An 11,878-nucleotide genomic window follows, 5' to 3' on the forward strand; every position below is an offset into this window, starting at 1 on the left:
ACGGGCACCATCACTGGCCTGTTCACCGTGTTGGTAGACGGCGGCGACATGGACGAGCCCGTGGCCGACGCCGTCCGGGGCATCTTGGACGGCCACATCGTGCTGTCGAGAAAGCTGGCCGACGCCGGGCACTTCCCCGCCATCGACGTGCCGGCGAGCGTGAGCCGGGTCATGGGCCGCGTCACGTCGCCGATGCAGCAAGAGGCCGCCCGTCGTGCCCGCGCCGTCATCGCGGGGTATCGCGACGTCGAGCCGCTCGTCCGTGTCGGTGCCTTCGAGGCCGGTCGCGACCCCGACGCAGATCGCGCCGTCGATCTCTATCCGACTCTCGCTGCCTTTTTGCAGCAGGGTCCCGGCGATCCCGTGGGCGACGATGTCGCCGAGCGGCTTGTGTCGATCGTCGGCTCCGCCGATACCTCATCCGCATCACTCCTTCCTGATCCGGCTTAGCTCCATCCTCGATGTCTCGTCGCAGCTTTCACTTCAACCTGTCGCCCGTCCTCGGGCTCCGGAACCGCGCCGTCGAGCAAGCGCGGGCGCAGCTCGGGCGAGCTATCCGAGAGCGCGTCGACGCCCAAGCCTCACTCGATCACGCTCGGTCGCTCGGGAACGCTGCGCCCTCGAGGGCGAAGACCGTCGCCCAACTCGGCGGAGCGACGATCCACCGGACAGCACTGGCGCGCGCTCGCCACGCAGCCGAGCAGGCCCTGAGAGCTGCGGAGGTCCGTGAGGGAAACGCCCGCCGCTCCCTCGCTGACGCGATCTGTAACCAGGAGGCGCTGCTTTCGCTCCGTGCTCAGTCTGCCGAAGCGCATCGCGCACGCGCAGATCGCGCCGAGGCATCCGTCCTCGACGACATCGCCATTTCTAGTCACTCGCCGTCACGCTGGCTATGAAGACCGCTCTGCTCACGATCGGCCTGACGGCCGTCTTTTTCTGCGTCGGAACCGTCGCGCTGCTCAAGCTCGGGCCGGCTGCCAACTCCACCACAGGCGAGGAAGCTGCCGACAGTACGGCGGCTCCTTCAGTCCCGATGGTCGAAGCGGCACAGGTCACCGAGTTAACGGCTGAACTCTCCGAGCTCCAGGTCCGGCTGGCTGACGCCGAGGCCCAGGCCGATTCCCTTCGTGCTCTGATGGACGCCCGTCAGGATCAGCAAGAAGCCGACGTCGAGGCAGACGCTGCACGAGCCGGCGAACTGGCCTCGACGCTAGCCAAGCTAGAGGGCGACGCGCTCGGTGCGGTCGTCCAGCGCCTGGACGGCCAGTCGTTTACCCAGCTCTATGAGGCTACGTCCGCTCGCAACCGTGGGCGCCTGCTCGATGCGCTAACGCCAACGCAGGCCGCGGCCTTTGTGCGACACCACTTACCCGGTGACGATCGTCCGGCTCTCGTCGTGCCGGTCTCGTCCTCGACGCCAGACAGCACGTCGACGCTATGAAAACGATCCTCGACTCCATCATCTCCCGCATCGATGCGCTCGTCCATCCCGGAGGGGCGGACGGAGACGCAGCTCCAGGCTTCGACGACGCCCTACAGGCGTTCCTCGAAGATCCTGTCGTGACGGCGGAGGCACCCTCTGAAGAGGCGGTCGCCGTCGTCGTCGAGTCTGATCTCGCATTGGAAGACGCCGTTCTCGAGGCCTCCGACGTATCAGCAGCGGGGGAAGGGGCCGACGTAGTCGACGTCCTCGAGGAAGGCATCGACCTCCCCCTCGAGGTCGCCGACCTTGGGACCTCGGCACTTCCGAAATCCGATGCGGCAACTTTAGAGGGTGAGCTTGCAGTCGCCCTCGATCCTGCACCCCACCGGCCCCTCCGGTTCTCCGCCAGCCCGGATGTCGAGAGCCGCCTCGTGTCCCTCGATGCCGATGCTGTAGCCGACCCAGAGGCGACCCCGCTGTCGCCCGAGGAGGGAGAATCCGCTACCGCAAACGCTTCGACGGCCAGAACGGGCGAAGATCCGGGTGCGACCCGTGTAGCTGGTCCCCTCTCGCCGCCCGACCTCGAGGGCGTGGCGTCTCCCGTGGGCCGCGCTAGCGAAAGCTCCGCGGAGCGCCGGGCCATAGAGGGCTCTGTGCCGAGTGACGTTCGGAGTCCCACAGCATCTGAGGAGTCTGAGCTCTCTACCCCACAACTATCCAGCGCCTCTCGACCTTCCCTGGCTCCCAAGACCGAGGCAGGCGTTGGACCTGAGCCGCAGATCAATGCCGCCCTCGAGGACGCTCCAGTGGCTGCCGCTCCAGCCCGTTCGCCCACGACGGCAACGACTTCAGAGCGCACCTCCACCCCAGAAGCTGCGGCTCCCGCTAGAGCCTCGGTGCAGTCTCCACCCCGCTCGATAGAAGAGTCGCCGGTTCCGAGGGAGACCGCGCTCGAAACGGAAGCCGAGGCCGTCGGTGAGCCGGTCAACGTCGTGCGCGCGGACTCGTCCGCCATCAAGAGACGTGCAGAGCGGACACTGTTCGCACGCCAGGTAGAGTCCACCTCTGTTTCGAATAATCGTTCAGTGACTTCGATGGCCGCCACATCCGTGCCTGTCGAGGAAGCTGCTGTTGCTATCGAGGTGTCGGAAACCATCGAGGTCGAGCGGGCTCAGGGCCGAGTAGCGCCCGCCGCCGACGTGGCCCGGCGCGCCTCAGCACTCGTCGACCCAGCAGACAGAGCCGCCGCTGACCTCGACGCTGAGCCCCCGCCTCGCGTCCTCGAGGACGACGCCGAGCCCAGCCGCCAAGAGGCTGACCGCTCAAGGCCGCGGCCGGAGGTGCCGCGGACCATCGAGCCGGCCTCGAGGCCTCCGCTTTCCTCCTCTATCGCTCTCGATACTCCTACCGTCCTCGAGGTCTCGGGCTCGCCAGCCGTGATGGTCGAGCCGACGCCAGTCGACGCCAGTGCAACGGTGGCAGAGTCGCCGGGGCAAGCGTTGGGATCGACCTTTGATTCGGCTCCGACGACGGCGCTTCGTCCGAGCGCTCCGGTGCCCTCCAGGTTGGCGGTCTCTGCATGGCTCGACCGAATTCCGACCGATGGCCAGGTCCGTGTCTCTCTTGGAGAAGACGGCTCCATCCACCTGCAGACGTCGAACGACGCCGATGGCACGACGGTCTCCGTCCGCTTCAGCGACCCAGAGCTACAAGCGCTGGCAGCGGCCCACGCGCCTCGTCTACGTGAGCTCTTAGAGAGCCACTTCGAGGGCGCCGTACGCCTATCGCTCGACAGCTCCGGCGCCGACGCGAACACGGAAGGTCAGACTCGCGATGGATCCCCAGATCGGCCATCTCGCCCTGACTCCGGCCTCGTGACTACTACAGATTCACCTCGTCCAAGACCCGCCGTCGCTCAAAACGGGCGGGAGTGGATCGGATAACCCTATCGCTATGACGACCGACACCGCTGTTCCTGCAGCCACAGCTACACCGCCGTCCGCCTCGTCAAGTCCAGCGTCTCTCGCCGGTGGGGCCGACCTCGATCGGAATGCCTTCTTGCAGCTGCTCGTGGCCCAACTCCGCAATCAGGACCCGACGAGCCCACAAGACGGGCATGAGTTCGCGGCTCAACTCGCTCAGTTCTCGAGCGTCGAGCAACTGACCCAGGTGAACGAGAGCTTGCAGGCCCAAGCCAGTCTTTTCGCTGGCCTCGCGGCCGGAATTGGTGGCTTGCAGGAGGGTCAGGTAGCGATGTCGGACCACCTTTCGGGTCGGATCGACCTTCAATCTGCAACGGCGCTAATCGGCCAGACGGTCGACGTCTCCGACGGCGTGGTTGAGTGGGACGGGTCTGGAGAGGTCACCGTCCCCATTCACCTCGGCGACGCGGCACGCGAGATCACCGTGACGGTACGCGATTCAAGTGGATCGGTGATACGCACGATGACGGTGTCTGGCAAGCCGGCGGGTAACCACGATCTCGCTTGGGACGGGGCTCTCGCCGATGGTTCTCCTGCTCCCGAAGGCACCTACACCGTTGACGTGTCGGCGGTTGGCGCTGACGGCGCTCCCGTCACAGCGTCGGCCGTCACGACAGGAGTCGTCGAGCGGCTGACCGTCGACGCCGACGGGGTCAGCCTGTGGATCGGCGGCCGTCGCGTGCCTTTCGCTGCATTGCTCTCCGTCCGAGGATCGTCCTCTGACACTACCCCACCACCAACTCACCAGCCTATGCCATGACCGTTCAGCACATCGCCGGCCGCGTGGTCTCCGGAATTTCCGAAGCCACACCCAACGCGCCGGCGGGGAGCTCCGACTTCGCAGCGTTTCTCCGTAGCGCCGAGACATTCAAGGTCTCCGCGCACGCAGCCCAACGGCTCACCGAGCACGGGATCGATGTGACAGGCCCCACAGAGGGCCAAATCACAGATGCTCTCAACAAGCTCGATGCCAAGGGCGCACGCGATGCCGTCCTCATTAGACCCGACGCGGCCTTTGTCGTGAACGTCCCCAACCGGACGCTCGTGACCGCCCTCTCGCCTAGCGAGATGCGTGACCGCGTCGTGACTCAAATCGACAGCGCCGTCCTTCTGTAGGCGCACCGTTTTCTACTTCATCCGGCTGGACCCCACCTCGACCGAGGTGCCCTCGACCAGGGCCAGGGAAGCCGGCGCCGTCGCCGACCGACTGACGCGACGGGCCACCCTTACAACTATGATTCGCTCTCTCCGAACCGGTATCACCGGGCTCCGCAGCAACCAGCTGGCGCTCGACGTGATCGGAAACAACATCGCCGGCGTCAACACCATCGGCTTCAAGCGCTCCCGCGTGCTCTTCGAGGACGCGCTTGCCCAACGCCTTGGTACAGGCAGCCGCCTGACGGGCTCTTCGTCGTCAGGCGTGTCGAACGTCGGAAACGGCGTTACGGTCGCCTCAGTGGACCAAATCTGGAGCCAAGGTGCCTTCGAGTACACGAACCTGCCGACCGACCTCGCCATCGCTGGCGATGGATTCTTCCTCGCCTCGAGTCCTCGAGGAAACGTCTTGACTCGTGCAGGAGCCTTCTCCTTCGATTCCGAGGGATACCTCACCTCTCCAGCGGGGCTCCGCATCCAAGGCTGGCAGGCCAGCGACGACGGAACCATCCGTACGGGCGCCCTCGAGGACATCCGCATCGACCCCAGCCGGACCGCTAACCCGGCACGGACGGACCAGATGTCCATCACGGGCAACCTCTCGGCTGATCGCGATATCGACGTACCTGCTGACCCTGACTTCGAGCCGCTGACCATGTCGAGCGTCATCTACGACGGAACCGGCATCGCGCACACCGCCGTCCTCGAGGTCGCCAAAACGGCTGCGGGAGAGTGGACCGTAACCAAGGCTTCTATCGCAGGGGATGACAGCGCGGTGCCACCCGTCCCGGAGACGGTGCTAACAGTCACTGGCGGCCCCATGACGTTCGACGCCGACGGCAATCAAACCGGAGGGGGATCGGTCACGCTCGGCGGCACGTTCCCCGACGGGAGCGCGCTAGACATCGACGTGGACCTGTCAGAGATCACGCAGTTTGGCGGGTCATCGACGGCCACGGTCGCATCGCAGAACGGGTCATCCTCGGGAGACCTCATCGACTACGGGTTTGACCGAGATGGCCAACTCGTGCTCGCGTTCTCAAATGGCGTGCGGACACCGGCGGCTCAAATCGCCGTCGGGATCGTGCAGAACCCGGATGGTCTCGAGCAAGTCGGCGACGGGTATTACGACACGACCTCGATCTCGGGTGACGTACAAGTCGGCCGGGCAGGCGCAGAGATTCGGACAGGCATCGTCTCGGGCGCCTTGGAATCGAGTAACGTCGATCTTGCTCAGGAGTTTACTGACATGATTGTTGCGCAACGCGGCTATCAAGCCAACGCGCGCGTTGTGACGACATCAGACGAGCTTCTCCAAGAGACCGTCTCGCTCAAGCGATAGCGAAACGTGGAGTTAGATGGGCGGCTACTCTCTCGGGGGTTAGCCGCCCATTTCTATTGGAGCGAAGCCTGGAGGCGTAGTCCTGCGCCGAGATCTCGGCGCAGGCGGCTTGCGGGCCGGCTTGAGCAGGTTCGGTTGTCGGCACGAAAGCGTTCCCGCTGCCGGGATGAAAGCCGCCGCCCTTCAGGACTCGAGGACGCCCTCGATGAGTGGGATGTACCCCTGTGTCCCCCGCTCATGGAGAAATCAACACCCATCGGACTCGTTGCCGGCTTCGTGCTGATCTTCGGGACCATATTCATTGGGGATGGGGCGATGACGTTTTTCGACCCTAAGTCGTTGGCGATCGTCTGGGGAGGGACGGTAGCTGGCCTACTGGTCACGTTTACGGTGGACGAGGTCAAAGGCTCTATCGCGATGCTCAAGGACTTCTTCAAATTCGAAGCACCCGACTACCCTGCGCTGGCATCTCAGATCGGCGATCTCGCACGAACTGCTCGCCGAGATGGACCGCTCGCCCTCGACCAGCGACTCCACGAGGCTGAGGACCCCGCCTTGCGGTCCGCCCTCGAGATGGTCGTCGACGGTGCGTCTCCGGAGCGTGCTGAAGAGTCGCTCGATACCCAATCGATGGAGATGACTCGGCCGATGGTTCTCCTTGTCAAGCTGCTCAATAAGGCGGGCATGTACGCCCCCGCGTTCGGGATGGTGGGAACGCTGATCGGACTGATTCAGATGCTCCAGAATCTGTCGGACCCATCAGCGATTGGCCCGGCGATGGCCGTCGCGATGATCACGACGTTCTGGGGTGCGCTCCTGGCTAACCTCATCTTCCTGCCCATGGCCGGCAAGGTCCAGGGTCAGGTCCAGGCCATGATGAAGGCCCACGACATGGTCCGCGTCGGAGCGTTGGGAATCCTCACCGGAGAGGCGCCGAACGTGATCGACCAGCAACTCCGGCTCTACGTCAGTGGGGAGGACGTCACGGACCCGGCACCGCTCCGCAAGGTGGCCTAGACCGATGGCCCGCACAAGACCCGCCTTCGCCGAAGAGGAAGAGCCGTCCGCGCCCTTCTGGATGGCCACGTTCAGCGACATGATGACGTTGCTGTTGGCTTTCTTCGTGATGATCGTGGCCATGTCGTCCGTCGAGGTCAAACGATTCGAGGAGGCGCTGAGCTACTTCACGGGTCGCGACGGAATTCTGGACAGCGAAGGACTTACCGTTGGCGTCGTCAAGTTGACGGCTGACGAACGGGAGCAAGCCGATTTATTTCAAGAGCTCGCTCAGGACATTCGATCGATGGGCCTCGAGGACGCCGTCGACGTCGATCTGACCGCGAAGGGCATCCGCGTCACGTTCGTGGACTCGATCGCGTTTGCATCGGGATCGGTTGCCCTCGATTCTGCAGCGGAGGGGCTCCTCGAGCGCGTCGCAGGGCTCGCCGTCTCTTCTCGTGCCATCGTGGTGGAGGGGCACACCGACGACGTCCCCATCTCGACGACTCACTATCCCTCTAACTGGGAATTGTCAGCCGCTCGCGCGGCGTCCGTGGTCCGCTACCTCTCAACCGAGTCGGACTCCGTCTCATCAGCACGGTACGTAGCCACGGGCTACGGGGAGTTTCGGCCCCGAGCGACCAACGGAACGGCCGAGGGCCGTGCTCGCAACCGCCGGATCAGCATCCTTTTTCAGACGAGCGAGCCCAACGAAGACTCCATCGTTCCGCAACTTCCTTTTCAGACCCATGTCGAATAGCCCCGATTCACAAGACGCCGCTGCAAAATCAGATGCTAAAAAGTGGCTGGTACCCGTCGCGGCGCTCACCGTTGGTCTGCTCGCAGCACTTGCCGTGACGCGAGTCCCCCTGTTCCAGCAGGCGCTCGGTGTCGTTCCTGCGGTTGCCGCCGCTGAGACAGAGGAGGTGATCGAGTTCGGGGTCTTCGCCGAACTGGATGGCATTGTTGTCAACCCTCGCGGCTCAGACGGACGTCGTTACTTCATGGTCAAGGTCGGAGTCGAGGCCGAAGATCAAAAAACGCTCGACCGCCTTGAAGAGGTAAAGCCAGCAGCTCTGGATGGCGTTATCGCTCTCCTGAGCGAGCGGAGCGTTGCTGAGCTCACCGATGTCTCGCAGCGTGACTCGCTCAAAGTCAACGTCAAGCAGATCATCGACAACGTCTTGGGCGACGACGGTCCACTGAGCCGGATCTACTTCACGCAGTACGTGCTCCAGTAGCCGAACCGCAGTAGGAGAAACGCGGCGTGGTCCCGGTTTGAGGTGAAGGTTGTGGCTTGGTCCTTGCTTCAGTGACCTCAGATGAACTCCCCCGACCCCGCCTACGTCGCCCAACCGGCCGCGCCCGACGCCGCCGGCGCGAAACCGTACGACTTTGCCGAGCCCCGGGCGTTTTCGGTCCGTGACCTGCGCCGCGTCGAGGAGGTTCACGGGCATCTCTCGTCGGCCCTCTCTTCGTCGCTCTCCGCCCGTCTGGCCGAGCCTACGCGCGTCGAGGCCGGTGTCGCCGTCGAGGTCCAGGCCGTCGATTTCGAGAAGAGCCGCACCGTCCCGACGGTCGTGTTCGAGGCCCGCATCGGCCCTGCCGGACCGACCCTCGCCCTCGACGTGTCGCCGGCCTTGGCGCTCTTGTTCGTCGACCGCCACCTCGGAGGTTCCGATACGCTGGGCGCGGAGTCCCGCGAACTCTCCGACCTCGAGCGGTCCATCGTGGAGCGCGAGTGGGTCCCGCTCGTGATGGCCGCATTTGCCGAGGCCTGGCAGACCGTTCCTCCCCACGTCGAGCGCTACGCTCCGAGCGCGGCGCGTCTGTCCCTCGCCCCTGCCGACGCGCACGTCGTCGTCGTCGATCTCGCCGTCCGAGTCGGTGAGGAGTCCGCGCCGCTCTCGATCTGCTACCTGACACCGACGCTCACCGACATCCTCGGGGCGCCGGCTCAGACGGCCGGCTCCGCGCCTACTCAAACGTCTCTGGACACCCTGCCGCTCACGCTCCGTGCCGAGCTCGGCCGGGTCCGCCTGAGCGTCGGTGACCTGCTGCGCCTGACGCCGGGCGACGTGATCCCGCTCGCTCGGTCCGCCACCGATCCGGTCCCCGTCCAGGTCGGCGAGCACCTCCGGTTCGAGGCCCGCCCCGGCACGCGCGGCTCCCGAATGGCCCTCCACCTGACCACGCCTCCGCGCACCGACCCATGATGACCGACGCTCCCACCGCCCCCGAGGCCGACGTCCTCGATTCTGCTACGCCGGCCTCGAGTCAGCAGGCCCCTCTGTCCCTCGACGCTCTTTCGGACGTCGAGATCGACGTCTCGGTCGAGCTCGGCCGCTGCCAGCTGTCGCTGGGTGAGGTGGCCCGCCTGGACGTGGGAAGCGTCGTCGACCTGGGAACGCCCGCGAGCGGCCCCTTGTCCGTGTTTGCGAACGGCCGCCGGATCGCGATCGGAGAGGTCGTGGTCGTGGACGGGCAGCTTGGAGTGCGCATCCGCGAGGTCACCTCGCGGCCGGGCGCATAGAAGGGACCCGCCGGTCCATGATCCATTGAGATAGCGGGAGCCCTTGAGGACGAGGCCCGTTGAGAGACGGACGCGCTGGCGACGTGGCGCGTGATGGGCACAGGCAGGACCGACCTCGAGGCCGAGGCATCGCCGGGGCGGCACCGTTTGTGCGAGAGGGGAGGGCATGTCTGCCTCTCCCTCCATGGCGTCCCTTTCTGCCCTCCGTGACCGCGCGTCCAGCGCCGTCGTGGATCCGGCCCCTCTCCGCCGTGCGGGCTTTTTGGCGGTGGCCTTGGTCGTCCTGCTGATCCTGGGCCGAGCGTTCGGCCCCGACACGGCGGCGTCCTCGAGTCCGGCCGAGCGGCAGAGTCCGCCGCAGGCGACGGAACAGGTTGCCGCACCGGGCTCGTCGTGGACGGGCGGACGCGTGATCGCGATCGTCCTCCTGCTGGCAGGCGGTGGAGTCGCCCTCGTCCTTCGGCGCCGGTCGTCATCAGTAGCCCCGGCTCAGGCCGCCCTCGAGGTCCTGGGAACGCACTCGCTCGGGCCGGGGCAGTCGCTGCGTCTGGTGAGCTGCGGCGGCGAGGTCTTGCTCTTGAGCGTCGGCGGCGACGGCGCTCGCCTGCTGCGCCACTGGCCCCAGGCCACGTTCGACGGCGCCGACCTCGAGGTCTCGTCCTTTGCCGACGTCTTGGCCCAGACCGCGCCCGACCTCGAGGTCGTTCCCGCTGCAGACGTCCTCGAGGTCGAACCGCTCGCGCCCATCGAGGTCGAGACTCCCGTCGCCCTCGAGGTCGTGTCTCTGTCTCAGGCTGCGCCCGTCCTCGAGGCCGCGCCCGCGGCGACGTGGCGGACCTCGCTTCCGCAGTTCGGCGCTCATGCGTAGCGCCCTGCTCCTGCTCCTGCTGGTCCCCGCCGTCGCGGCCCAGACCTCGACGATCAGCGCCGAGGACCTCGAGGTCGCCCAGGCGATCACGGACGCGACCGTCGACCAGGTCGAGACCGGCGCTCCGCTCCCCGACCCCAGCCGCGACATCGCGCCGATCGACGACGGGCCGCAGGGCCGCGACCGCCGCCTGTCCCGCGCGCCGAACGCCACCACGTCGCCGGTCCCCGGCGTCACGTTGACGGACACTGGCGAGTACGCGCTCCCGGTCCAGCTTCTGCTCCTGCTGACGGTCCTGACGCTGGCGCCGTCGATCCTGATCTTGATGACGAGCTTCACGCGGCTCGTGGTCGTGTTTGCCATCCTGCGGACGGCGCTGGGGATGCAGCAGAGCCCGCCGACCCAGGTCCTGATCGGCCTGTCGCTGTTCCTGACGTTCTTCGTCATGAACCCGGTCTTTACCGAGATCGACGAGACCGCGCTCCAGCCCTACCTCAACGGCGACCTCGAGCAGCGCGAGGCGATGGAGGTGGCGTCGAAGCCGATCAAGGCGTTCATGATCGAGCACACGCGCGACAAAGACCTGGTCCAGTTCATGGACTTGGCCGGCATGGCTGCCGTCGCCCGTCCCGTCGACGTGCCGCTCCACGTCATCGTGCCGGCGTTCGTCGTGTCCGAGTTGCGGGTCGCGTTCCAGATCGGATTCCTGCTCTTCCTGCCGTTCCTGGTCGTGGACCTGATCGTGGCCAGCGTGCTCATGTCGATGGGCATGATGATGCTCCCGCCCGTCATGATCTCCCTACCGATCAAGTTGCTCCTGTTCGTCCTAACCGACGGTTGGTTCTTGATCGTCGAGTCCGTCGTGAGGGGCTACCTCGGATGACGCCAGAGACCGCCCTCTACTGGACACAGACCGCGATGACGCTGGCGCTGACGGTCGCAGCGCCCCTATTGGGCGTCGCCTTGTTCGTCGGCCTGATCGTGAGCCTGTTTCAGGCGATGACCTCGATCCAGGAGATGACGCTGAGCATGATTCCCAAGATGCTGTCCGTCGCGATCGTGCTCCTGCTGTTCGCCCCCTGGATGCTCGAGATGCTGTCCGACTTTACGATCGAGATCTTCCGCGCCATCGCGGACGTGTCGCACTGATGGGGTGCTGGGGACTAGGGGTCGGGGATTGGGGACGCCATCCGGCGTCCTCGAGGTCGAGCCGGAAGCCTGCGTGCATCTCGAGCTGCCCAGCGACTCTCTCCCCGCATGAGTCATCCTCACGCACGCGGGGACCCGTACGGTGGCGCTCGCGACCTCGAGGTCGTGACCAACGCTGGAATCCCCATTCCTCTCTTACAGAACCAGGGGACGTCGCGAGCGGCCTCGGGGCCGAACCCGGGCGGGCGTCCTCGAGGACGTGCTATCGCTCCCACAGTCGGGTCGAGGGCTCCCCAACCCCCGATCCCCAACTCCCAATCCCCGAGTAGTGGCCCTCGACCCTGCGTCCCTTATCCGGCTCGCGCTCGTGTTCGCACGAGTGGGCGGCGTGTTGGTGGCCGCGCCGCTGTTCGGGCAGAAGAGCATC

At 65.8% G+C, this 11,878-nt stretch carries 14 protein-coding genes and 1 pseudogene; all 15 read left to right on the forward strand.

The features are described 5' to 3' along the window. Positions 1 to 450, forward strand: a pseudogene (locus WBA11_RS16385) (hypothetical protein); the annotation flags it as partial. An 11-nt stretch (positions 451 to 461) separates the two neighbouring features. After that, positions 462 to 896, forward strand: a complete 435-nt coding sequence (locus WBA11_RS16390; RefSeq protein WP_424521722.1) for a hypothetical protein — start codon at positions 462 to 464, stop codon at positions 894 to 896. After that, positions 893 to 1,441: a hypothetical protein gene (locus tag WBA11_RS16395; RefSeq protein WP_424521723.1), complete on the forward strand. Its 549-nt coding sequence runs from the start codon at positions 893 to 895 to the stop codon at positions 1,439 to 1,441. Before WBA11_RS16390 ends, WBA11_RS16395 begins: the two co-directional genes overlap by 4 nt. A gap of 1,076 nt (positions 1,442 to 2,517) precedes the next feature. Beyond that, the gene (locus WBA11_RS16400) at positions 2,518 to 3,366 is read left to right on the forward strand and encodes a hypothetical protein (protein ID WP_424521724.1); all 849 of its coding nucleotides are present in this window, start codon (positions 2,518 to 2,520) and stop codon (positions 3,364 to 3,366) included. Positions 3,367 to 3,376: 10 nt separating this feature from the next. Then, a complete protein-coding gene (locus tag WBA11_RS16405) occupies positions 3,377 to 4,165 on the forward strand; it encodes a flagellar hook assembly protein FlgD (protein ID WP_424521725.1) in 789 nt (262 codons plus the stop codon). Further along, positions 4,162 to 4,521, forward strand: coding sequence for a flagellar biosynthesis protein (locus WBA11_RS16410; RefSeq protein ID WP_424521726.1), 360 nt, complete (start codon positions 4,162 to 4,164; stop codon positions 4,519 to 4,521). Before WBA11_RS16405 ends, WBA11_RS16410 begins: the two co-directional genes overlap by 4 nt. A gap of 118 nt (positions 4,522 to 4,639) precedes the next feature. Next, positions 4,640 to 5,902 carry a flagellar hook protein FlgE gene (locus WBA11_RS16415; protein ID WP_424521727.1) on the forward strand — a complete coding sequence of 421 codons (1,263 nt, stop codon included), beginning with the start codon at positions 4,640 to 4,642 and terminating at the stop codon, positions 5,900 to 5,902. Between the two features lie 237 nt (positions 5,903 to 6,139). After that, entirely contained in the window at positions 6,140 to 6,919 is a 780-nt protein-coding gene (locus WBA11_RS16420; RefSeq protein WP_424521728.1) for a motility protein A, read from the forward strand. Between the two features lie 4 nt (positions 6,920 to 6,923). Then, complete coding sequence (locus tag WBA11_RS16425) at positions 6,924 to 7,661, forward strand: OmpA/MotB family protein (RefSeq protein WP_424521729.1); 738 nt, start codon at positions 6,924 to 6,926, stop codon at positions 7,659 to 7,661. Continuing rightward, positions 7,651 to 8,142 carry a flagellar basal body-associated FliL family protein gene (locus WBA11_RS16430; RefSeq protein ID WP_424521730.1) on the forward strand — a complete coding sequence of 164 codons (492 nt, stop codon included), beginning with the start codon at positions 7,651 to 7,653 and terminating at the stop codon, positions 8,140 to 8,142. Before WBA11_RS16425 ends, WBA11_RS16430 begins: the two co-directional genes overlap by 11 nt. Before the next feature lie 81 nt (positions 8,143 to 8,223). Next, on the forward strand, positions 8,224 to 9,117 hold the full coding sequence (locus WBA11_RS16435; RefSeq protein ID WP_424521731.1) for a FliM/FliN family flagellar motor switch protein: 894 nt from the start codon (positions 8,224 to 8,226) through the stop codon (positions 9,115 to 9,117). Beyond that, a complete protein-coding gene (locus tag WBA11_RS16440) occupies positions 9,114 to 9,434 on the forward strand; it encodes a FliM/FliN family flagellar motor switch protein (protein ID WP_424521732.1) in 321 nt (106 codons plus the stop codon). Before WBA11_RS16435 ends, WBA11_RS16440 begins: the two co-directional genes overlap by 4 nt. Before the next feature lie 184 nt (positions 9,435 to 9,618). Further along, positions 9,619 to 10,302 (forward strand): flagellar biosynthetic protein FliO, encoded by a 684-nt coding sequence (locus WBA11_RS16445; protein WP_424521733.1) that lies wholly within the window; start codon positions 9,619 to 9,621, stop codon positions 10,300 to 10,302. Between the two features lie 190 nt (positions 10,303 to 10,492). Next, positions 10,493 to 11,185 (forward strand): flagellar type III secretion system pore protein FliP, encoded by a 693-nt coding sequence (fliP, locus tag WBA11_RS16450; protein WP_424521735.1) that lies wholly within the window; start codon positions 10,493 to 10,495, stop codon positions 11,183 to 11,185. Continuing rightward, positions 11,182 to 11,451 carry a flagellar biosynthesis protein FliQ gene (gene fliQ, locus WBA11_RS16455; RefSeq protein ID WP_424521734.1) on the forward strand — a complete coding sequence of 90 codons (270 nt, stop codon included), beginning with the start codon at positions 11,182 to 11,184 and terminating at the stop codon, positions 11,449 to 11,451. Before fliP ends, fliQ begins: the two co-directional genes overlap by 4 nt. Positions 11,452 to 11,878 lie beyond the last annotated feature (427 nt).

Origin of the sequence: Rubrivirga sp., from assembly GCF_049648075.1 — a bacterium.
GTDB lineage: Bacteria > Bacteroidota > Rhodothermia > Rhodothermales > Rubricoccaceae > Rubrivirga.

Excerpts from the sequence above, each read along its gene's own strand:
- WBA11_RS16390 (WP_424521722.1), top strand. The coding sequence starts at position 462 with ATGTCTCGTCGCAGCTTTCACTTCAACCTGTCGCCCGTCCTCGGGCTC.
- WBA11_RS16395 (WP_424521723.1), top strand. The coding sequence starts at position 893 with ATGAAGACCGCTCTGCTCACGATCGGCCTGACGGCCGTCTTTTTCTGC.
- WBA11_RS16400 (WP_424521724.1), top strand. The coding sequence starts at position 2,518 with ATGGCCGCCACATCCGTGCCTGTCGAGGAAGCTGCTGTTGCTATCGAG.
- WBA11_RS16405 (WP_424521725.1), top strand. The coding sequence starts at position 3,377 with ATGACGACCGACACCGCTGTTCCTGCAGCCACAGCTACACCGCCGTCC.
- WBA11_RS16410 (WP_424521726.1), top strand. The coding sequence starts at position 4,162 with ATGACCGTTCAGCACATCGCCGGCCGCGTGGTCTCCGGAATTTCCGAA.
- WBA11_RS16415 (WP_424521727.1), top strand. The coding sequence starts at position 4,640 with ATGATTCGCTCTCTCCGAACCGGTATCACCGGGCTCCGCAGCAACCAG.
- WBA11_RS16420 (WP_424521728.1), top strand. The coding sequence starts at position 6,140 with ATGGAGAAATCAACACCCATCGGACTCGTTGCCGGCTTCGTGCTGATC.
- WBA11_RS16425 (WP_424521729.1), top strand. The coding sequence starts at position 6,924 with ATGGCCCGCACAAGACCCGCCTTCGCCGAAGAGGAAGAGCCGTCCGCG.
- WBA11_RS16430 (WP_424521730.1), top strand. The coding sequence starts at position 7,651 with ATGTCGAATAGCCCCGATTCACAAGACGCCGCTGCAAAATCAGATGCT.
- WBA11_RS16435 (WP_424521731.1), top strand. The coding sequence starts at position 8,224 with ATGAACTCCCCCGACCCCGCCTACGTCGCCCAACCGGCCGCGCCCGAC.
- WBA11_RS16440 (WP_424521732.1), top strand. The coding sequence starts at position 9,114 with ATGATGACCGACGCTCCCACCGCCCCCGAGGCCGACGTCCTCGATTCT.
- WBA11_RS16445 (WP_424521733.1), top strand. The coding sequence starts at position 9,619 with ATGGCGTCCCTTTCTGCCCTCCGTGACCGCGCGTCCAGCGCCGTCGTG.
- fliQ (WP_424521734.1), top strand. The coding sequence starts at position 11,182 with ATGACGCCAGAGACCGCCCTCTACTGGACACAGACCGCGATGACGCTG.